At 70.5% G+C, this 19,575-nt stretch carries 20 protein-coding genes and 3 tRNA genes; 7 read left to right on the top strand and 16 right to left on the bottom strand.

The genetic code is table 11. The features are described 5' to 3' along the window. Positions 1–4: 4 nt before the first annotated feature. From ABJI51_RS21560 to ABJI51_RS21540, 5 genes are read right to left on the bottom strand one after another with little or no spacing between them, the layout of a single operon-like run. A complete protein-coding gene (locus tag ABJI51_RS21560) occupies positions 5–1,177 on the bottom strand; it encodes a 4-hydroxybenzoate 3-monooxygenase (protein WP_431605645.1) in 1,173 nt (390 codons plus the stop codon). After that, on the bottom strand, positions 1,177–2,400 hold the full coding sequence (locus tag ABJI51_RS21555; RefSeq protein ID WP_348953000.1) for an NAD(P)/FAD-dependent oxidoreductase: 1,224 nt from the start codon (positions 2,398–2,400) through the stop codon (positions 1,177–1,179). Before ABJI51_RS21555 ends, ABJI51_RS21560 begins: the two co-directional genes overlap by 1 nt. Positions 2,401–2,424: 24 nt before the next feature. Then, positions 2,425–3,216 carry an IclR family transcriptional regulator gene (locus ABJI51_RS21550; protein ID WP_348952999.1) on the bottom strand — a complete coding sequence of 264 codons (792 nt, stop codon included), beginning with the start codon at positions 3,214–3,216 and terminating at the stop codon, positions 2,425–2,427. After that, positions 3,213–3,533: an NIPSNAP family protein gene (locus tag ABJI51_RS21545; protein WP_348952998.1), complete on the bottom strand. Its 321-nt coding sequence runs from the start codon at positions 3,531–3,533 to the stop codon at positions 3,213–3,215. Before ABJI51_RS21545 ends, ABJI51_RS21550 begins: the two co-directional genes overlap by 4 nt. After that, the gene (locus ABJI51_RS21540) at positions 3,533–4,672 is read right to left on the bottom strand and encodes a 5-methyltetrahydropteroyltriglutamate--homocysteine S-methyltransferase (protein WP_348952997.1); all 1,140 of its coding nucleotides are present in this window, start codon (positions 4,670–4,672) and stop codon (positions 3,533–3,535) included. Before ABJI51_RS21540 ends, ABJI51_RS21545 begins: the two co-directional genes overlap by 1 nt. Positions 4,673–4,793: 121 nt before the next feature. Here ABJI51_RS21540 and ABJI51_RS21535 point away from each other — a divergent pair, with 121 nt between their 5' ends. Continuing rightward, positions 4,794–6,116, top strand: a complete 1,323-nt coding sequence (locus tag ABJI51_RS21535) for a nucleobase:cation symporter-2 family protein (RefSeq protein ID WP_348952996.1) — start codon at positions 4,794–4,796, stop codon at positions 6,114–6,116. On the opposite strand, the gene ABJI51_RS21530 is transcribed toward ABJI51_RS21535, so the two are convergent. Further along, complete coding sequence (locus tag ABJI51_RS21530; RefSeq protein ID WP_348952995.1) at positions 6,103–6,642, bottom strand: TetR/AcrR family transcriptional regulator; 540 nt, start codon at positions 6,640–6,642, stop codon at positions 6,103–6,105. The two genes, ABJI51_RS21535 and ABJI51_RS21530, sit on opposite strands and share 14 nt — an antisense overlap. A gap of 114 nt (positions 6,643–6,756) precedes the next feature. On the opposite strand from ABJI51_RS21530, the gene ABJI51_RS21525 reads away from it, so the two are divergent. Then, on the top strand, positions 6,757–7,959 hold the full coding sequence (locus ABJI51_RS21525) for an alkaline phosphatase (protein WP_348952994.1): 1,203 nt from the start codon (positions 6,757–6,759) through the stop codon (positions 7,957–7,959). A gap of 62 nt (positions 7,960–8,021) precedes the next feature. Further along, a complete protein-coding gene (locus tag ABJI51_RS21520; protein WP_348952993.1) occupies positions 8,022–8,468 on the top strand; it encodes a pyridoxamine 5'-phosphate oxidase family protein in 447 nt (148 codons plus the stop codon). Here ABJI51_RS21520 and ABJI51_RS21515 read toward each other — a convergent pair whose 3' ends face one another. Beyond that, positions 8,469–9,020 (bottom strand): hypothetical protein, encoded by a 552-nt coding sequence (locus ABJI51_RS21515; RefSeq protein WP_348952991.1) that lies wholly within the window; start codon positions 9,018–9,020, stop codon positions 8,469–8,471. A 158-nt stretch (positions 9,021–9,178) separates the two neighbouring features. Between ABJI51_RS21515 and ABJI51_RS21510 the strand changes: the two genes are divergently transcribed. Both ABJI51_RS21510 and ABJI51_RS21505 read left to right on the top strand, forming a co-directional pair. After that, entirely contained in the window at positions 9,179–9,907 is a 729-nt protein-coding gene (locus ABJI51_RS21510) for a rhomboid-like protein (RefSeq protein WP_348952989.1), read from the top strand. A gap of 66 nt (positions 9,908–9,973) precedes the next feature. Then, on the top strand, positions 9,974–12,298 hold the full coding sequence (locus ABJI51_RS21505; protein WP_348952988.1) for a sensor domain-containing protein: 2,325 nt from the start codon (positions 9,974–9,976) through the stop codon (positions 12,296–12,298). On the opposite strand, the gene ABJI51_RS21500 is transcribed toward ABJI51_RS21505, so the two are convergent. The 8 genes from ABJI51_RS21500 to ABJI51_RS21465 form a co-directional block, all read right to left on the bottom strand. Beyond that, entirely contained in the window at positions 12,292–13,077 is a 786-nt protein-coding gene (locus ABJI51_RS21500; RefSeq protein WP_348952987.1) for an arylamine N-acetyltransferase family protein, read from the bottom strand. The genes ABJI51_RS21505 and ABJI51_RS21500 overlap by 7 nt on opposite strands. Before the next feature lie 34 nt (positions 13,078–13,111). Further along, the gene (locus ABJI51_RS21495; RefSeq protein ID WP_348952986.1) at positions 13,112–13,462 is read right to left on the bottom strand and encodes a YciI family protein; all 351 of its coding nucleotides are present in this window, start codon (positions 13,460–13,462) and stop codon (positions 13,112–13,114) included. 96 nt (positions 13,463–13,558) lie between these two features. Continuing rightward, positions 13,559–14,698, bottom strand: a complete 1,140-nt coding sequence (locus ABJI51_RS21490) for a GrpB family protein (RefSeq protein WP_348952985.1) — start codon at positions 14,696–14,698, stop codon at positions 13,559–13,561. 69 nt (positions 14,699–14,767) lie between these two features. Further along, positions 14,768–14,841 (bottom strand) — tRNA-Phe (locus ABJI51_RS21485). Between the two features lie 31 nt (positions 14,842–14,872). Beyond that, positions 14,873–14,946 (bottom strand) — tRNA-Asp (locus tag ABJI51_RS21480). A gap of 23 nt (positions 14,947–14,969) precedes the next feature. Next, positions 14,970–15,042: transfer RNA gene (locus ABJI51_RS21475), tRNA-Glu, on the bottom strand. Positions 15,043–15,131: 89 nt separating this feature from the next. Continuing rightward, a complete protein-coding gene (locus ABJI51_RS21470; protein ID WP_348952984.1) occupies positions 15,132–15,926 on the bottom strand; it encodes an SCO6745 family protein in 795 nt (264 codons plus the stop codon). A gap of 158 nt (positions 15,927–16,084) precedes the next feature. Next, complete coding sequence (locus ABJI51_RS21465) at positions 16,085–16,339, bottom strand: hypothetical protein (RefSeq protein ID WP_003097372.1); 255 nt, start codon at positions 16,337–16,339, stop codon at positions 16,085–16,087. A gap of 676 nt (positions 16,340–17,015) precedes the next feature. On the opposite strand from ABJI51_RS21465, the gene ABJI51_RS21460 reads away from it, so the two are divergent. Beyond that, the gene (locus ABJI51_RS21460; RefSeq protein WP_348952983.1) at positions 17,016–17,468 is read left to right on the top strand and encodes a hypothetical protein; all 453 of its coding nucleotides are present in this window, start codon (positions 17,016–17,018) and stop codon (positions 17,466–17,468) included. Positions 17,469–17,556: 88 nt separating this feature from the next. Here the strand turns inward: ABJI51_RS21460 and ABJI51_RS21455 are convergent, their stop codons facing one another. Next, positions 17,557–17,760 (bottom strand): cold-shock protein, encoded by a 204-nt coding sequence (locus ABJI51_RS21455; protein ID WP_003097368.1) that lies wholly within the window; start codon positions 17,758–17,760, stop codon positions 17,557–17,559. A gap of 458 nt (positions 17,761–18,218) precedes the next feature. Between ABJI51_RS21455 and ABJI51_RS21450 the strand changes: the two genes are divergently transcribed. Continuing rightward, entirely contained in the window at positions 18,219–19,427 is a 1,209-nt protein-coding gene (locus ABJI51_RS21450) for a L,D-transpeptidase (RefSeq protein ID WP_348952982.1), read from the top strand. The last annotated feature ends 148 nt before the right edge of the window (positions 19,428–19,575 follow it).

The raw sequence follows: 19,575 nt of genomic DNA, 5'->3' as shown, positions 1-19,575 counted from the left end.
ACGATCACTGCGCGAACGGCAGGCCCACGTAGTTCTCGGCGAGGCTGGTCGCCGCCGCCCGGGACGACGTCGTGTAGCGCAGCTGGGACAGCTGCAGCTGCCGCGCGAAGCCGTCCGCATGCGGGTCGATGTGCAGCATCGTCGTCATGAACCACGAGAAGTGCTCCGCGCGCCACACCCGCCGCAGGCAGGTGTCCGAGTACGCCGCCGCCAGGGATTCGTCGCCGCGCAGCAGCGCTTCCAGGGCCCGGGACAGCACCCGGACGTCGGCGATCGCGAGGTTCATGCCCTTCGCTCCGGTCGGCGGCACGATGTGCGCGGCGTCGCCCGCCAGGAACAGCCGTCCGTGCCGCAGCGGCTCGGCGACGAAGCTGCGCATCGGCGTGATGCCCTTGTCGAGGATCGGCCCTTCGCGCAACGTGAAGTCACCCTCGACCTCCAGGCGCGCGGTCAGCTCGGCCCAGATCCGGTCGTCGGACCAGTGCGCCAGGTCGTCGTGGGGATCGACCTGCAGGTAGAGCCGGGTGATCTCCGGGGTCCGCATGCTGTGCAGCGCGAACCCGCGCTCGTGGTGGACGTAGATCAGCTCGTGGTGCGACGGCGGCGTCCGCGCCAGGACACCCAGCCAGGCGAACGGGTACTCGCGCTCGTACACCGTCAGGTTGTCCGAAATGGACGGACGTGAGACGCCGTGGAAGCCGTCGCAGCCCGCCACGGCGTCGCACTCGATGCGCTGCTCGGCACCCGCGGCGTCGCGGTAGCGCACGACCGGACGTTCGGTGTCCACATCGGACAGCGAAACGTCGGAAACCTCGAAGGAGATCGGATATCCACGGGCCTCGTGCGCGTCGATGAGGTCCTTGACGATCTCCTGCTGCCCGTAGACGGTGATCGTCTTGCCGGTCAGCTCGGTGAGCGCGATCCGGTGGTCGGCGCGGTCGAACCGCAGCGACAGGCCCTCGTGCGGCATGCCCTCGGCGGCCAGCCGCTCGCCGAGACCCAGCGACGTCAGCAGCTCGACGGTCGGCTGCTCGCACACCCCGGCCCGGACGCGCTGGCGGACGTACTCGCGGTCGCGTGCTTCCAGGACCACGCAGTCGATCCCGGCCTCGTGGAGCAGGAACGACAGCAGCAGCCCGGCCGGGCCCGCGCCGATCACCGCGACCTGGGTCCGCATCACGCCACCCGCGCCTTGAGATAGGCCTTGAGGTCGAAGGCGCTGTTCTCGAGTTCGGCATACGGCGGCCACGGGTCGGCGGTGAGCAGGCGCCGGGCGGCGATGTGGTCGGCCGGGCGGTTCACCGACTCGACCGCGATGAGCACGTCGTCGCGGAACGACAGCACGGAGAACTTCCCGGTGGCAGGCTCGCCCACGACCACCGTGCGGTCGGGGTTCGCGAGGATCCCGGCGATCTGCAGCTTCGTACCCGACTGGTCGGTCCAGAACCACGGCACGCTTTCGTAGGGAGCGGTCGTGCCGGTGATCGTCGAGGCCACGCTGCGGGCCTGGTCGACGGCGTTCTGCACCGACTCCAGCCGGATCAGCGCGTCGGCCCACATGCAGGGGAAGTTCGCGCAGTCGCCGATGGCGAAGATCTTCGGGTCGGCCGTGCGCAGGTGCGCGTCGACGACCACGCCGTTGTCGACGGACAGGCCGGCGGCTTCGGCGAGCGCGGTCTCGGGCACCACCCCGACGGCGACGACGACGAGGTCCGCGGGCAGCCGCGTCCCGTCGGACAGCTCGACCTCGCGCACCCGCTCGTCGCCGTGCAGCGCCGTGACGCCCTGGCCGAGCAGCACCGTGTGCCCGGCGTTGCGGTGCAGCTCGGCGAAGTAGGCGGAGATCTCCGGCGTCGCGACGCGGTTGAGCAGCCGGTCCTGGGCTTCGATGATCGTCACCGGCCGTCCGGCGTGCGCGGCGAACTCCAGCCCGATGAACCCGCCACCGATCACGACGACGTTTTCCGCGCCGGCCAGGGACTCGCGCAGCCGGTCGGCGTCGTCGCGCGTGCGCAGGGTCAGCACGCCCGGCAGGTCCGCGCCGGGTACCGGAAGCGTCCGGTTGCGCGCTCCCGTGGCGAGGATCAGGTGGTCGTAGCCCTGCTCGGTGCCGTCTTCGAGACGGACCTTCGACGCCGCGCGGTCGATCTCCGCGACCCGGCCGGCGACGAGCTCGATGTCCTTCTCGGCGTAGAAGTCCTCGTCACGCAGGTGCAGCTGCTGCAGCCCGGCGGTCCCGGCCAGGTAGGCCTTCGACAGCGGCGGCCGCTGGTACGGCACGCCCGGCTCGTCGCCGATCAGCACGACCCGGCCGTCGAACCCCAACGTCCGCAGCGACGCCACCGCCTGGAACCCGCTCTGCCCCGACCCGACGACGAGCACCGTGTTCTGTGCACCCATGCCTGTCATCCGACCACAAGCGGCTCAACTCGTCGAGGAGCCGCCGCTGGACCGCAGTGCCCGCGGCGCCCCGAGCACCCGCGAGATCCCGCGTGCCGCGGCGCGCACCGCCGGGACCAGCGTCCACGGGTCGGTTCCCGCGGCCGGGACGACCACCGAGATCGCCGCCGCGACCTGGTCGGTGCTGTCGTACACCGGCGCCGCGACCGACAGCGCGATCAGCTCGACCTGGCCGTCGCTGATCGCGTAGCCGTCGCGGCGGACGTCCGCCAGCACCCGCCGCAGCCGCTCCGGCGAGCCGATGGTCTTCGGGGTGAACGTCTTGAGCGGCCCGGCCAGCACTGCGTCCTGGACCTCGGGTGGCGCGTGCGCGAGCAGCACCTGGCCGACGCCGGTGGCGTGCGCGGGCAGCCTGCCGCCGACGCGCGTGAGGACGTTGACCGCGCCGCGGCCGGAGATCCGCTCGACGAAGACGACCTCCGGGCCGTCGAGCACCGCGAGCTGCACGTTCTGGTGCGTGGCCTCGTAGAGGTCTTCGAGGAACGGCATCGCGCTCTCCCGCAGCTCGGCGCCGTGCGGCGCGAGCGACGCGACCTCCCACAGCCACAGCCCGACGCGGTAGCCGCCGGTTTCGTCGCGCATCAGCGCGCCACGCCGGGTCAGCTCCTTGGCCAGCCGGTGGGTGGTCGACAGCGGCAGCCCGGCGCGGCGGCTCAGCTCGGAGAGCGTGAGCCGCGGCCGGTCGGCCGTGAAGGCGCCCAGCAGATCGAGGACGCGGTCCACGACCGACGGCGGCCGCTGCGCGCGGTGTCTCACCCCTCTTCGTCGTCCGGGAGCAGCGGGCGCATGAACGTCCGCCGGTACCGCACCACGCACCCGCTCTCGTCGCGGATCTTGTCGGCCTCGATGAAGTCCGGGTCGACGCCGAACAGCTCTCGGTAGCGCTCGTAGGCCGCGAGACTCTCGAAGCTGAACAGCGCACGGGCTTCGTCGCTCGCGCCCTCCGCGGGCAGGAAGTAGCCGTGGTGGATGCCGCCTTCGCGCTGCACCAGCCGCATCCAGGCGGCGGCGAAGCGTTCGAAGTCGGCGAGCTTCGCCGGGTCGATGACGTAGTCGACGACGCAGGTGATCATCAGTGGCTGCCCCAGACGCGGTCGGCGGTCGCCACGATCAGTTCCAGCTTCCGCAGCTGGTCGTCCGCGGTCAGGTCGTTGCCCTCCTCGGTCGAGGAGAACCCGCACTGCGGCGACAGGCAGAGCCGGTCGATGTCGACGTACCGCGACGCCTCCTCGATCCGCCGCACCAGGACGTCCGGGTCCTCCAGCTCCGGCCGCTTGGTCGTGACCAGGCCGAGGACGACCTTCTTGTCCTTCGGCACGAACCGCAGCGGCTCGAAGCCGCCGGAGCGTTCGTCGTCGTACTCCAGGAAGAACCCGTCGACGGCCAGCTCGCCGAACAGCGCTTCGGCGACGAACTCGTAGCTGCCTTCCGCCGCCCACGAGGACCGGAAGTTGCCGCGGCACAGGTGGGTCGTCACCGTGAGGCCCTCGGGACGGCCGTCGAGTGCCGCGTTCATCGTCGCGATGTTGCGCAGGTGCTGGGTGTCCGGGTCGCCGCCCATCCGCGCCACCAGCTCCCGCTGCGCCGGGTCGTTCAAGTACGCGAGGCTGGTGTCGTCGAGCTGCAGGTACCGGCAGCCGAGGTCGTACATCGCCGTGACCTGCTGCTTGTAAGCCGCGCTGAGGTCGGCGAAGAACTCCTCGAGGTCCGGGTAGACGCTCTCGCTGACCGCCGCCCGGCCGCCGCGGTAGTAGACCATGCTCGGCGACGGGATGGTCAGCTTCGGCGTCACGCCGGGGTCCACATGGGACTGCAGGAACCGGAAGTGGTCGGCGAAGATCGGCTCGTCGAGCCGGACCCTGCCGTCGACCTGCAGGCCCGGCGGGCTGAACTCGAGGTCGCCCGCGAGGTTGTGGAACTTGACGTGCAGCCGCTGGTCGCTCTTCGAGATGCCGCCGAGCGAGTAGATGAAGTCCATGTGCCAGGAGCCGCGCCGGAACTCGCCGTCGGTCGCCGAGCTGAGCCCGGCCGCCCGCTGCATCTTGATCACGTCGCGGATCGCGTCGTCCTCGACCGCGCGGAGCTGCTCCGCGCCGATCTCGCCGTTCTCGTGCCGCCGTCGCGCGTCGCGCAGCACCGGGGGCCGCAGCAGGCTCCCGACGTGATCGGCGCGAAACGGCGGGCCCACCTGGGAAATGCCGCCCGAAGTCATGCACCGATGGTCACACATCCGCGTCCGTTCCGCCGCCCCCCCGAAACGAGATCATCACGGCCGGGACTTGCTACCGTCACGCGCACCGCGTTGGCTGTCCCCGGCTGGAAGGGGCTTGCGCATGACGAAACACCCGGTCGACGAGGGCCTGCCCGCGGGACGGCTGACCCTGCTGGGCCTGCAGCACATGTCGATCATGTACGCGGGTTCGGTCGCGGTGCCGCTGATCGTCGGCAGCGCGCTCAAGCTGGACCCGGCGACGATCGGGCTGCTGGTCAACGCGGACCTGCTGGTCGCGGGCATCGCGACGCTGATACAGGCGGTCGGCATCGGCCGGATCCTCGGCATCCGGCTGCCGGTGGTGGCGGGTGCGACGTTCAGCGTCGTCAACCCGATGATCCTCATCGCCTCGCAGTACGGCCTGCCCGCGGTCTACGGCGCGATGCTCGCCTCCGGCGTCTTCGGGCTGCTCATCGCGAAGCCGTTCGCCAAGATGATCCGCTTCTTCCCGCCGCTGGTTTCCGGGACGCTGCTGCTGGTCATCGGCGTCTCGCTGGTCGGCCCCGGCGCGGCGATGATCGCCGGCCACGACGCGAGCGCGCCGGACTACGCGGCGCCGTCGCACATCGCGCTGGCGTTCGGCGTGATCGCGCTGGTCGTGCTCTTCACGCGGGTGCTGCGCGGGTTCGCCAACCAGATCGGGCCGCTGCTGGCGCTGGTCATCGGCCTGGTCGTGGCGATCCCGATGGGCCTGGTGCACTGGGACGCCATCGGTGCGGCGGGCTGGTTCGGGCTCGCGTCGCCGTTCCACTTCGGCGCGCCGACGTTCCCGGTCGCGGCGGTGCTGTCGATGTGCGTGGTCATGCTGGTGACGTTCACCGAGTCGACGGCCGACCTGATCGCGGTCGGCGAGATCACCGGGCGGCCGCCGACCGACGCGGACCTCGCCCGCGGCCTGGCCACCGACGGCGTGTCCGCGGTGCTCGGCGGCGTGATGAACTCCTTCCCCGACACGGCGTTCGCGCAGAACGTCGGCCTGGTGCAGATGACCGGCGTGCGCAGCCGCTGGGTCGTCGCGGTGACCGGCGGGATACTCGCGCTGATGGGCCTGGTCCCGAAGATCGGCGCGTTCATCGCGGCGATCCCGGAGCCGGTGGTCGGCGGGGTCGCGGTGGTGATGTTCGCGATGGTCGCCGCGGTCGGCGTGCAGAACCTCCGCAAGGTCGAGTTCTCCGGCAACCACAACACGTTCGTCGTCGCGGTCGCGCTCGGCGTCGGCCTGCTCCCGGCGTTCGTGCCGGACTTCTTCAAGCACTTCCCGGCCTGGCTGCAGACCATCGGCGGCAGCCCGATCACGGTCACGGCGTTCCTGGCGTTCACGCTGAACCTGCTGTTCAACCACCTCGGCCGCCGCCGCGAGCCGGACCTGCTCAAAGCGCCCTGAGCAGCCGTTCGACGAGCCGGGCCCCGGTGCCCGGCTCGACCGGGCGCCGGAAGAGCACGCGCAGGTAGAGCGGGGCCAGGACGAAGTCGAGGACGTCGTCGACCGACGGAACGGCCTCGCCGCGCGCCGCGGCGGCGTCGATCGTCTTCTGGAGGTCGTCGCCGCGCGCCCGGAGGTACTCGATCGGCTCCCGTTCCGGGGCCATGGTCGCGACGAGCGCGCGCAGCAGGATCTGGCCGTGCGGATCGCGCATCGAGCGTTCGACGCCTTCGGCCCAGCCGGCCAGATCGCCACGCAGCGAGCCGGTGTCCGGGATCGGCGACGTCGTGCGCAGCCGCGTCACGGCGGCGTCGAGCAGCAGGTTGTCGCGGTTGCCCCAGCGCCGGTAGATGCTGGTCGGGTTCACCCCGGCCCGCTCGGCGATCTTCGGGATGGCCGCGTCGATCTCCCCCGCGGCCAGCAGCTCGATGACGGCTTCGTGCACCGCGTCTCGCACACGCGCGCTGCGGCCGCCGGGTCGGGTCATCCGGCCATCCTAGAGTCGCGCTGCCGCAGGGTGACCGGACGTCATGACGTGGGTCTCGCGCTTCCCGCCGTCCTATGTTAGGAAAGTTTACTAACTAATCATCGGGAGGGCACTATGCGGCGGACAGGCATGCTGGTGGCGGCGCTGGTCTTCGTCGGCGGCGGGGTGGCGGCGGCCGGACCCGCGACCGTGACGACGGCGCGGAACATCATCTACATCCAGGGCGACGGGATGGGTCCCGGCCAGCGGGAGCTGATCCGGCTCGCGACCACCGGGCGGCGCGGCGACCTGGCGATGAACACCATGCCGGTCGCCGGGCTCGTGCACACCGATCCCGCCGATCCCGGCGAGGTCGTCACCGACTCCGCCGCCGCGGCCACCGCACTCGCGACCGGGCACAAGACCCGCAACGGCGCGGTCGGCGTCGACCCGGCGGGCCGTCCGCTGCGGACCGTGCTGGAGCAGGCGAAACGCGCGGGCAAGTCCACCGGCCTGGTCACCACCGCGCAGGTCACCGGCGCGTCGCCGGCCGCGTTCGCCAGCCACGTGCCGAGCCGGGACCTGCAGAGCGACATCGCCCGCCAGTACGTCACCGACAGCCGTCCGGACGTCCTGCTCGGCGGCGGCGAGGACTGGTGGTTCCCGAAGGGCGAGCCCGGCGCGTGGCCGGACAAGCCCGGCGAGGAAAGCCGCGGCACGCACGGCAACCTCGTCACCCAGGCGCAGCGCAGCGGCTACACCTACGTCCGCAACGCCGAGGAGCTGCGGCAGACGCGGGCGCCGCGGATCCTCGGGCTGTTCGCCAACGAGGACATGGTCGACTACGGCCCCGACGGCGTCGGCCGCTACGCGCCGAGCGTCCCGCTGGTCCAGATGACGAAGAAGGCACTGGACACGCTGTCGGCCAACCCGCGCGGGTTCTTCCTCTTCCTCGAAGAGGAGGGCATCGACGGCCTGTCGCACGAGAACAACGCGCACGCCGTGATCGAGGCGGGCCGGGCACTCGACGCGGCCGTCGCCGAGGTGCTGCGGTTCGCCCGGACGCACCCGGACACGCTGGTCGTCGTCGGCGGCGACCACGAGACCGGCGGGCTGACGGTCGAGAACGCCGACGGCCCGAACGAAGGCAACGAGGACGGGCCGTTCCCGATGCCGGGCTCGCAGCTGGAGTTCACCGCGGACTGGACGACCGGCGACCACACCGGCGTCGCCACCCCGGTCACGGCGAGCGGGCCCGGATCGGCCGCGCTCGGGCGGACGCTCGACAACACCGACGTGTACCGGGCGATGGTGCGAGCGGCCGGCTTCGACCATTAAAGCAAATCTGATTGCTTTAGTGGTAGCCTTAAGGCCAGCCTGATTGCCTTAAGGAGCTGTCGATGGCCCGGAAGATGACCACGGAAGAGCGCGAAGCGTTCCTCGCCGAACCGCGCGTCGGCGTGCTGAGCGTCGCCGCCGAACCCGGCCGCGCCCCGCTGACCACGCCGATCTGGTACCGCTACGAGCCGGGCGGCGACGTCCTCGTGATGACGTCGCCCGGCCTGCGCAAGACCCGGCTGATCGAGGCGGCCGGCCGGTTCTCGCTGTGCGTGCAGCAGCAGGACGGCCTCTACAAGTACGTCTCGGTCGAGGGCCCGGTGGTGAAGACCTGGCCGATGACCAAGGCGGAACGGCACGCGGTCGCCGCCCGCTACCTGCCGCCGGGCATCAGCGAGGCGTACACCGACGCGATGGACGAAGCGCACGGAAACAACATCGCGATCGCGATGCGCCCGGAGCGCTGGAACACGGCGGACTTCAGCGACGTCGCGGAGCGGCTGTCCTGATCACCAGCAGATGATCAGCAGGACACACGAGGGCCGGGGCTGCTCCGGCGGCGTCGGCGCCGGCGAGTGACCGGCAGGCGGAGTCGTCGTCCCGGTGGGGGTGACCGACGTGCCGGAGGCGCCGCCGGTCGGCGTGGTCGTCGGCGTCGCGGCGCCGGTGCCCGTGCCGGTGTCGCCGCCGACGCCGGTCTCCGTGGGCCGCGTGCTGCCCGGCACCTCGGTGACCGTGCCGCGGTGCTCGGTGTGGCCGGGGACGACGTCGCCGCCGGTGCCGCCGCCGATCCCGCCGTCGGGCGGCGAGTCGGTGGCCTGGCCGGCGCCGCCGAGGCCGGTCGTGCGCTGCGGGAAGGGGATGACCTGGATCTGGTCGACCGGGGCGGCGTCCTGGCGCACCTTGCCGCTGCTGAACGCGACCAGCACCGCGGCGGCCCCGCAGCCCACGACGACGGCGAGCATCACCGCGACCACCCGCCACCGCGACTGGCCCGGTTCAGCACGTTCGCCCCAGCCCTCGCGTACGAGCAGCTCGGCGACCGATACCTCGTCGTTCACCCGGCAGACCTTCCCGAGAGGCCTTTCGGCCGACATCGTGGCCGTATTCTTACCAAACCGGCCACCCGAATGGGTGAGAACTTGGCAAACTTTCGTGAATTCTGACGCTCAGTGACAGTCACAGCGGATTCACAGCGGACTTTCGTGATACTCCCAGCATGATCGTCGAACCTGACGCCATGCTGCTGAAAGCCGGACGGCCGGCGCCCGCGCTCACCCTCCCGCGGTGGCCCGGCCTCCGTGCGGCGCTCCGGTTCGTCCCGAATCCCAAGACGACGCCGTTCACCTTCGGCTATCTGATCATCCTGCTCGGCACCACGCTCCTGCTCGAATTCGCCGACCCCGCGGTGACCAGCCGGCTGCTGCAGTTGTCGAGCACCGACGCCCACAATCTCTGGCGACGGCCGCTGACGTCGCTGCTGACCAGCGCGTTCTGGCTCTCCGACGCGAGCTGGGTCGCGTACGCGGTGATCTTCACGCTCGCTGTCGCCCCGCTGGAACGCCGGTTCGGCGCCCGCCGCACCGCGCTCGTGTTCTTCTCCGGCCACGTGCTGGCCACCCTCGCCACCGAGCTGCCGGTGATGGCGCTGATCCGCGCGCACGTCCTGCCGGGCTCGGCCGGGCACTGGCTCGACATCGGCGTCAGCTACGGCTTCTTCGCCACGGCCGGGGCACTGGTGTTCCTGCTGCGCGGCCGGGCCCGGCTCTTCGCGCTGGCCGCGATGGAGGCGTTCATCGCGGTGATCTGGGCGAGCGACGACCCGGCGAGCCTCGACGCGATCGTCACCCTGCTCGGCCACGCGTGCGCCGCGCACTTCGGGCTGCTGTTCTGCGGACCGTGGCTGCGGGCAAGCATCCGCAGGCCGGACCCGGATTCCGGCGGGTAGGCACGGGCCGGAGTCGGTGGTGTAATCGACGAGCCACACGCCGACTGCACCGGGGGACGGACGCCCATGGAGCCTGACTCGCTCGCCGAGCTGGTCGAGCTGAGTCCGGATGCGATCTGCGTCCACGAGAACGGCGTGCTCACCTACGCCAACCGCGCGGCGCTGGAAACGCTGGCCGCGCGCTCGGCGGACGAGGTCGTCGGCCGCCGGTTCACCGACTTCGTCGCCGAGGACTCCCGCGCCGCGGTGATCGAAAGACTCGCTCAGCTCACCAAGCCGGGAGAGGCGAGCGAGCCCGTCGAGGCGTTGATGTCCCGGGTGGACGGGAGCAAGGTCGCCGTCGAGACCGTGCTGGTGCGCCTGGCCCACGCAGGCGCCTACCAGGTCGTCATGCGCGACATCACGGCGAAGAAGGCCGCCGCCGACGCACTGCGCTACCAGGCCGCGCTGGTGTCCCACGTCAGCGACGCGCTGATCGCCACGACCGGCGAAGGCGTCGTGACCAGCTGGAACCCGGCCGCGGAGGCGGTGTACGGCTGGACCGCGGCCGAAGCCGTCGGACGGCGGGCGAGCGAGCTGGTCGGCGCGCCGCTGGACCTGCCTGCCATCCGGCGCGCCGGCGGGGTCGCCGAAGCCGTGCACCGGCGGCGCGACGGCGCGCCCCTCGCGGTCCGCGTCTCGGCAGCTGAAATGAACGACGGCTGGGTGCTCGTCTGCGCGGACGAAACCGCGCGGCGACGCGCCGAGCAGAACTACCGCACGGTCGTCGCGGCACTCGACGAAGGCGTGCTGGTGATGGGCCCGACCGGGCTCATCGAGGCGGCGAACCCGGCGGCGTGCCGGATCCTCGGCGTCGCCGAGGCCGACCTGCTCGGCGTCCCGAGCCACACGCTGACGTTGTTCACCGAGTCCGGCCAGTGGATCCCGCCGGACGAGATGCCGTCGGTGCAGACGCGGCGCAACGGCGTCACCCACAACGGCCTGGTGGTCCGCCTGCGCCGTCCGGACGGCCGCGACGTCTGGGTGTCGCTGACCTCCCGGCTGCTCAACCCGGACGATCCGGCGGCGATGGCCGTGGTCACGTCGTTCACCGACATCACCGAGACCCGCGCGATCAGCGCGCGGCTGGCCCACGACGCCACCCACGACCCGCTCACCCGCCTGGCGAACCGGACCCTGGTGCTGGGCAGGCTCGACGTCCGCGAGCGCGGCGCGGTCACCGTGCTGTTCCTCGACCTGGACAAGTTCAAGGTCATCAACGACTCGCTCGGGCACTCGGTCGGCGACCAGGTACTGCGGATCGTCGGCGAGCGCCTGCGCCGCAGCTCCGGCCGCGACGACCTGGTGGGCAGGCTCGGCGGCGACGAGTTCGTCGTGGTCACCGCCGAAGTCACCGATCCCGCCGAGGTCCGCGCGCTGGCCGAGCACCTGCGGGCCGCGCTGGCCGAGCCGATCGGCGTCCTCGGCAGGCAGCTGCACCTCGACGCGAGCATCGGCGTCGTGCTCGTCGGCCGCGACGACTGCCGCAGCGCCGAAGACCTGCTGCGCGACGCGGACGTGGCGATGTACCAGGCGAAGACCCTCGGCCGGGGCCGTCACCACTTCTTCGACGTCGGCCTGCGCGAGCGGATGCAGCGGCGGCTGCGGATGGAGCAGGACCTGCGCGACGCGGTCCACGACGGTCAGCTCTGGCCCGCGTACCAGCCGGTCGTGGACCTGCGCAGCGGCGAGATGGTCGCCGTCGAGGCGTTGCTGCGGTGGACCCATCCCCGGCACGGCGCGATTTCGCCGTCGGAGTTCATCCCGCTCGCCGAGGAAAGCGACCTGATCAACGTGATCGGCAAGGAGATGCTGCGCGCGACGACCCGCGAGCTGGCCGCGCGGCGCACCGGGCAGGGCCTGGACCTGACGCTGAAGGTCAACCTCTCGGCGCGCCAGCTCGACGACCCGCATCTGGTGCCCGCGGTCGAGGACGCGCTGGCGAACACCGGGCTGCCGCCCGCGGCGCTGTGTCTGGAGGTCACCGAAAGCGCGTTGATGCGTGACCAGCAAGCGGCCGCGGAAGTGCTGACGTCCCTGCGTTCGCTGGGCGTGCTGCTGGCAATCGACGACTTCGGCACGGGTTATTCGTCGCTCGCGCAGCTGCGCCGGCTGACGTTGGACACGTTGAAGATCGACCGTTCGTTCATCACGGGCATCGCGGAGTCCCGCGACGCGGCGGCGATCGTCACGAGCATCATCGCGATGGCACACGCGGTGGACCTGACGGTGATCGCCGAGGGCGTCGAATCCGCCGAGCAGGTGGACCTGCTCCGGTCGCTGGGCTGCGACCAGGCGCAGGGATACCACCTGGGCCGCCCGGTGCCGGCGGCCGAACTGTTCGGTCAGTAAACGGTTTCGAGCCGCGCGAGCTCGTCCGGGGTGAGTTCGATCCCGAGATCCTTGAGGACGGCGTCGAGTTCCCCGGGCGCGACGGTGGTGGTTTCGCTGCTGCCGTCGGGTTTTTCGACGACGAGCTCCCGCCCGAGCAGCTTGCGGCTGACGCCCGGCTCGACCCGCATGATCACCAGCCGCCCGGTGAACGGCGATTTCGGGTGGGTCGAGGTGTAGTGGTGGAAAACCTCGTAGTCGATGGGGTGCATGCCGTTGAGGCGGAACTCGAGGATGTCCTCGTCGCCCTTCTGCAGCACCCACCAGCCATCGACGTGCCGGAGGCGGTGCGGCCACCCGGCCTGGTCGACTTCCTGGCCGTCGACGAGCGGCATGGGGTCGATGATCCCGGCGCCGAACCCGACGTCGGCGAGGAAGGACTGCCCGTCGACGTCGACGACGAGCGTCATGTGGGTGTAGGGCCCGGGCCGCCGCGGCTGCACACGCGCGGCCAGCCGGTGCACGGTGTACCCGAGCCGTTCGAGAACGGCGGCGAAGAGGCCACTCATTTCGTAGCAGTAGCCGCCCCGCCGCCGTCCGACGAGCTTGGCGCTCACGACGTCGAGCGAAATCCCTTGGTGCTGCCCGAGAACGACGTCGACGTTCTCGAAGGGAATGGCGCCGACGTGGGCACGCATGAGTTCCTGCAGGGCTTCCGCGGACGGCGGCTTGGCGGTCAGGCCGACCCGCGCGAGATAGGCGTCGAGATCGACGGCGTCGATGCCCCATTCATCGGTCATGCGCCCCAGCGTGCACCCTCGACCTTGATGGAGGTCAAGCTTCGTGGACGACCTGCCGCACTTCGACGGCGGTGTACTGGGCGTCGGGGATCTTCGCGGCCAGCTCGACAGCGCGTTCCTCGGATTCGACGTCGACGACGTAGTAGCCGCAGAGGAAGGCGTCGGCCTCGACGAAGGCGCCGTCCCTGACGTGCGTGACGCCGTCCTGCACCCGGACGGTCCGGGTGGCGGCGGGTTCGGCGAGTGCCTTGGTCTCGACCATTTCCCCGGTCTCGGTGACGAGCTCGATGAACTCGCCGTGCCCTTCGAAGACGGCGTTCTTCTGGTCGTCGGTGAGGGTGGCCCAGAGGGCCGGTTTCATGTGGAGGGTGAGCAGGTAACGCATGTCGCCTCCCGGCGTGGGTGGGTGCCTTTCGCCGGTGGGTCGGAGCGGGATCTCCCCTCCGGACACGGGAGCCCGCGGTTCACTCGTCCGGCCCAGTCAGCTCCGGCTGACGACGACGTACCGCTCGTCGTCGATCTCGGCACCCCACAGGGCGGGATCGGTCAGCTGCCGGACGGCCGCCTCCTTCCGGTGGGCCCGCACGACGTCCACGCATTCGGCGGCGGTGAGCCCGGCCCCGGTGGACCACCTGCCCTCGACGAGAACGAGCCGTCCCCCGGGCGCGAGCAACCGGACCCACCGCCCGACGGCGGCGGCCGGATCGGGCAGGGCCCACAGCACGTGCCGCACGAGGACGACGTCGTAGGCGTGGTCGGCACACGGCGGATCGGCAGCATCGCCCTGCCGCAGCTCGGCCCCGAAGGCGGCGGTCTTCCGGCGGGCCTCGTCGAGCATCCGTTCCGAGAGATCGACGCCGCAGACGTCGTACCCCGCCTCGGCGAGCAGGAGCGAGAGGCTGCCGGTCCCGCACCCGAGATCGGCCACGGCCGCCGGCGCGGGCGGCAGCAGTGGCAGGAGGAGATCCGCCCAGGCCGCGCGGACGTGCGGATCCCGCAGGCCGTGGTCGGGCTGCTCGTCGAAGGTGGCCGCCTCGGCGTCCCAGATGTTTCGGGTCACCCGGGCAGCATGCCCGGCACCCCCGACATTTCCCTTCTCCCAGACCGGAACCGGCGGCAGGCCCCGGCCCCGGCGAGCCCGGTCGGTCAGTTCCTGGACCAGCTCCGTCTTGGCCGACGCGTACTGCCCTGGACCGACCCCGGCCGCGACGACGGCCCGCTTGAGCCGGGCGTAGCGGGCGGCGTCGCCGGGATGGCGGCGCAGGTGGTCGCGCAGGATCCGCTGGTTGCGCGTCGGCCAGCTCGCGAGCGTGACGACGTGCAGGATGTGCGTGCGGACCCCGCCGCGACGGCGGACGTACAGCAGGCGATCGGTCATCCCGTTGTGGTGCCGGGCGAAACCGAGTCCGGCGAGGACGTCCTCGCGCCGCTCGGCGGCTTCGAGGTCCTCGACCGCGGCCATGAGGTCGATCACCGGCTTCGCGGCCAGGCCCGGTACCGCGGTCGAGCCGATGTGCTCGATGGCCACGAAGACGTCCGGAAGGGCGCCGGCCAGTTCCGCGATCGCCTCGGCCGCCATCCGCGGCCACGCCGGGTCGTAGTCGGCGATCGTCACCTGCATCACAACCCCCTGGAGACGAATCAAGCCTCCAACCCGAAGGCTGGAGGCTTGGTTCACAGGTAGGTGGTGTGGCCAGGGCCGGGGTCGAACCGGCGACCTTCCGCTTTTCAGGCGGACGCTCGTACCAACTGAGCTACCTGGCCGGGAACGCCGGCTAGGAGCCGAACGATCTTGCGACCCTGACGGGACTCGAACCCGCGACCTTCGCCGTGACAGGGCGACGCGCTAACCAACTGCGCCACAGGGCCTTGCGTTTTACTACTGTACTGCGTACTCCCAACGGGATTCGAACCCGCGTTGCCGCCTTGAAAGGGCGGAGTCCTAGGCCGCTGAACGATGGGAGCCCGGCCGGTTTTCGGACCGCGCTCTCAGGTCCCCCTGGGAGCGATTACAAGCATAGGGCACGCCTCCACCGGTTTACACGGGGGGTTCCTTAAGCGCCCGGCGAGGCCGGGACCTGCGCAAACGTCGCCAGATCCGCCAGGCGGCGATCGAGTTCGGCGCGCTCGTCCTCCGACAGCGCCGACGCCAGCAGTTCGCCGATCCGCTCGTCGGTGAGCGACTCGGCCCGGCGCCACCGGTCGCGCAGGTCCGGCTTGCGCTCCGCCGCCGCGATCAGCTCGTCCGCCGCGTCCTCCGGCCACGCCGTGCGCAGCAGGCGCGCGCGGCCGCCCTCCGGGTCCGCGACCACCGCCTCCGGCACCGACAGGCCCAGCGCCCGCAGTGCCGCGAAGTGCAGGCCGCCGCGAAGCTCGCGGAAGACCATCAGCGCGAAGCCGAGGCGCTCGACGTCCCCTGTGGGCCGCTCGGCGTACTTCCAGCCGGCGAACAACGCCAGTCCGCTGGCGTCCGCGGCGTCGACCACGCGGAAGAGCAGGTCGGCCAGACGGCCGGGCTCCGGTACGGCCGAAAGGTTGACGCGCGACCACCGAGCCGATGACTCCGCGTAGGCGCGAACGGCCGAGGGCGCGTCGAGGGCCGCGGTCGCCGACGGCAGGACGAAGTCGAACAGCCGGTGCGGGAAGATGCCGAACAGCTCCGCCGCCACCTTCGGCGGGACGTCACCGAGCACCGCGGAGCGCCCCCGCACGTACAGCGAACGCGGCGGCAGCCCGGCCTCCGCCTCGACCTCGGCCAGCTCCGGCGACGTCATGAACCGGCCGCCCAGCACCTGCACCACCGGCCGGATCCGGTTCGCCAGCCCCGCCACGTCTTCGACAGTCGTCATGTCGGTCCCCTTTCGACACCACGACCGTAACACTGTTACAAAACCCGCGTCAACCACCGGTCCACGGCTCGTCAATTACTTCCGGGAAACCCGCACGACCAGCAAGAACATCACCGGAAAAGCCCGGCGGCCCCACCCGGCCGCCGGACCCACCGGCCTCACCGCTGAACCGGCGCCTGACCGTCCTCGTCCAGATTCAGGCCCAGCATCTCCAGCAACTGAACACAGTCCTCGACCCCCAACGCCCCATGCGCCACCGCCAGCCGCGCCCGCCGGACCTGATCATCCGACACCCGCTGCGCATCGGCAGCCCCGCTTCGCTGCGCCGGCAACGCCCCGGCAAACGGAGCACTCCCCCCATCGGCACCTTCGTACCGAAGGAGGAACTGCCGCACTTCAACAGACCCGCTCATAGCCCCTCCATACGGCTCACAACAGCTTGGCCGCGAGGCTAACCAGCACCGGCCGCCACACACAGCCCCCCGGAGAGTGAACCTCACACCACGCTCCGCTCAACGCAGCGCAATCGGCAACCACGGAGAAGAACGCCACCCGAACGAACGTCACCCCAGGTCCGAAGGGACACCGGACGAGGAAATTTCCCGCTCTCCACTCGCCCAACCCACCAACTCGTGCAACAATCGAAGTGCTGACACACCCCCGGTCAGCGCCTGTGGAGATCCCCTCCGACCCCCGCGTTCCTCCCCCTGGCGCGGGGGTCCTCCATTTCTGGGCCTGCTCGGGCTTCGCCCTTCGCTACGGCCCATTCATTTCGGCGTATTGCCCGGGGGGCCGAGCCCCCCGGACCCCCCACGGTGCCTTCGTCGCAGCTTCCAGCTCGGTCTTGGTCCGTCCCGCCCGTTGAGATGTCGCTGGCGGCTTCGGGCGCTGGGCGCCCTTGCCTCACTTTGTGGTCGCGTGCTCGTTGAGGTTGCTGTTGTGATCGACTCGGTGTGTTAGGGGGGTGTTGCGTTGCGTTTGTTTGTGGTTGGGCTGAATGGGTGGTTGCTGGGCTGAATGGGGAATGTTGGGGGCGTGTTGTGGCTCACAGTGGTTTGTGTGGCGAGACCTAACCGTTATCGTGGCCTCGTGCCTCTTCCCTCCCTTGGTCGCCTCAGCAGCCGGACGAACCTCAAAGCCGCTTCTTCGGGGCGTCATCGTGGTGGTGCTGCCAAGCCTGCCGATGATGTTGTCGAGGACACCGAGCTGACGTCCTATCTGGCTGCGCTGGCGCCCGAAAACGATCTCGAAAGCACCGGGTCCGGCAAGCGGTTCGGTGAGGCTCAGGTCTATCAGCTGCGGATGAGCCTGGTGGCCAGCCAGCAGCTCAAGGACATTGCCGCCGCCCGGCAGATCTCGCCTCAGGCCCTTGCCCAGGAGTGGATCCTGGAGCGGCTCAACTGGGAGGGGCAGGCCTCCTCGCTGCAGGACCAGCGGCAGGTTCAGGCCGCCGAGGATGCCGCCGGCGAGGTCTCCGACCTCACCGACGAGTTCCACTTCCCTGCCGACGCCTTCGATGCGCCGGTCGGCGGGCGGCGCTGACCCGCTTTCTTCTCGCTTCATGAGAAGGGGCCCCCGGCTGATGCCGGGGGCCCCTCTACTCAGGCCTTTGGGTTACGCAGGGCCTGTCTCAGATCGCGCGGACCTTCTGGGCCTGCGGGCCCTTCTGACCCTGGCCGACCTCGAACTCCACCCGCTGGTTCTCCTCGAGGGTGCGGAAGCCGCGGCCCTCGATCTCCGAGTAGTGCACGAACACGTCGCCTTCGCCGCCGTCCTGCGCGATGAAGCCGAAGCCCTTCTCCGCGTTGAACCACTTCACAGTGCCTTGCGCCACCGCTGTACTCCTCGTTACACAGATCCGCTTCGAATGCCACCGAAGCGGCACCCCGACCGTCCCGGGCGGTTCCAACGAGACGAGTCAAGAGCGCGTCGGCTCCATGGCTCGCGTCAGAAGTTCCGCGAGTGTGAAGCCACGAACACGCAAAACGACGGCCTGAGAGCAGACTACCGGGATCTGGCCAAAGTTGAACCCCGTGATCGAGGCGAAAACCGGCTCTGCGCACCAAGGTCACCGGAACGTCGTAGGGCTCCGGGCCCGGTTCTGTCGTACCCGGGGGCTAGTCTTGCGCAGCACGTCGACACCGTGATCACCGGATACGGCTCGGAGTCGGCCGTGCCCCCTCCGTGAAAGCGCCGGCGACATGGTGTGACGTTAGTCACTCGATAGTTGCTCAACGTCGAAGGTCCACGGGGCGTCTCGGAGAGGGGAAGCACCAAAAGGGGCAAAGGGGAATGGGTGTGACGGTGAGGATTTCCACGCGGCGCCGGGGCGCGGCTGTGGCTCTGGGCTTGGTCGCCGTGCTCACGCTGGGGGCGTGCAGCAGCGAGCCGACGGTCTCGGCGAGCGGGACCTCGGGGGGCGGCCCGACGTCGGCACCGGCCACCCCGCAGCCCGCGAAGCTGACGGTCTCGCCTGCCGCAGGCGCCCAGGACGTCCCGCCGGGCGAGCCGGTCGGCGTCCAGGTCGCGGACGGCACGATCGTGTCGGTCACGCTGACCAACCCGGACGGCAAGCAGGTCCAGGGCCAGACGTCGGCGGACAAGAAGAGCTGGAGCACCACCGAGCAGCTCGGCTACGGCAAGACCTACACGTGGTCGGGCCAGGCGCAGGGCTCCGACGGCAAGAACGTGCCCATCGGCGGCTCGTTCACCACGGTGAAGCCGAAGCGCCAGATGGCGGCCAGCCTGAACGTCGGGGACGGCCAGACGTACGGCATCGCGATGCCGATCGCGGTGACCTTCCCGAGCCGCGTCACCGACAAGGCGTCGGTCGAGAAGGCGCTGTCGGTCGAGACCACGCCGAAGACCGAGGGTTCCTGGGGCTGGACGAGCGACGACACCTCGGTGCACTGGCGGCCGAAGGAGTACTACAAGCCGGGCACGCAGGTGAAGGTCAACGCCAAGATCTACGGCGTCAAGATCGGCGACGGCGTGTACGGCAAGCAGGACCTGTCGGCCAGCTTCAGCATCGGCCGCTCGCAGATCGTCAAGGGCAACACCACGCAGCACACGATGCAGGTGATCCGCGACGGCCAGCAGATCGCCGACTACCCGGTCAGCTACGGCCTCGACTCCGACCCGGGCCGCGTCACCCACAGCGGCGTGCACGTCGTCATGTCGAAGCACCCGACCTACTCGATGAGCAACCCGCGCTACAACTACACGGACGTCAACGTGCCGTGGGCGGTCCGCATCTCCAACAACGGCGAGTTCATCCACGGTCTCGCGGCGTCGGTCTGGGCACAGGGCAAGAAGAACATCTCCCACGGCTGCCTGAACCTCTCGCCCGCGCGGGCCAAGGAGTACTTCGACGGCGCGCTCGTCGGCGACCCGGTCGAGATCACCGGCAGCACGCAGACCCTGACCGCCAAGGACGGCGACTACAGCGACTGGACGTACGACTGGGCGAGCTGGCAGAAGCTGTCGGCCCTCGCCGGCTGAGGACCTGCACCGAAGACCGGGCGGCCGGGAAGTCCCTCGCGGGCTTCCCGGCCGTTCGTGTTTTCCGCGGAAATCCGATGCAACCCCGATGATCACCCGCCGCATGAGTAAGGGCAGAGGCGCGGCGATTCCCGGCCGCGCCGCGAGA

The sequence above is a fragment of the Amycolatopsis melonis genome, assembly GCF_040064235.1.
GTDB lineage: Bacteria > Actinomycetota > Actinomycetes > Mycobacteriales > Pseudonocardiaceae > Amycolatopsis > Amycolatopsis melonis.
Note: the sequence above shows the minus strand (reverse complement) of the source record. Positions and strands in the feature narration are given on the sequence as shown.